1 protein-coding gene is annotated in these 614 nt (G+C 48.5%); it reads left to right on the forward strand.

The genetic code is table 11. The features are described from left to right. On the forward strand, positions 1–614 hold a 614-nt coding region (locus tag GJV22_RS22085), incomplete at both ends, for a hypothetical protein (protein WP_205462012.1).

Raw genomic sequence — 614 nt, forward strand, 5'->3', positions numbered from 1 at the left:
AATTCAAGCAGTTGCAGCAAAACTATCGACGTTGTTGATACTACTGCACCAGTGATTACTTGTCCAGCAGTTGTATCACCGGTTGAGTGTCCGAATACACCAGTCTTTGGCGATGCAACGGCAGTTGATGCCTGTGATGACTCTCCAACGATTACGTATGAAGATGTTACCACACCAGGAGCATGTCCGCAGGAATACAGTGTGACCCGTACATGGACAGCCACCGACTGTGTCGGTAATTCAAGCAGTTGCAGCAAAACGATCGATGTTGTTGATACCACAGCACCAGTGATTACCTGTCCGACAGTTGTTTCACCGGTTGAGTGTCCGAATACTCCAGTCTTTGGAGATGCAACGGCAGTTGATGACTGTGATGACTCTCCGACGATTACGTATGAAGATGTAACCACACCAGGAACATGTCCGCAGGAATACAGTGTAACCCGTACGTGGACAGCCACCGACTGTGTAGGTAATTCAAGCAGTTGCAGCAAAACGATCGATGTTGTTGATACCACAGCACCAGTGATTACCTGTCCGACAGTTGTTTCACCGGTTGAGTGTCCGAATACACCAGTCTTTGGCGATGCAACGGCAGTTGATGCCTGTGATGA

The sequence above is a fragment of the Mangrovibacterium lignilyticum genome (genome assembly GCF_010882175.1).
Taxonomy (GTDB): domain Bacteria; phylum Bacteroidota; class Bacteroidia; order Bacteroidales; family Prolixibacteraceae; genus Mangrovibacterium; species Mangrovibacterium lignilyticum.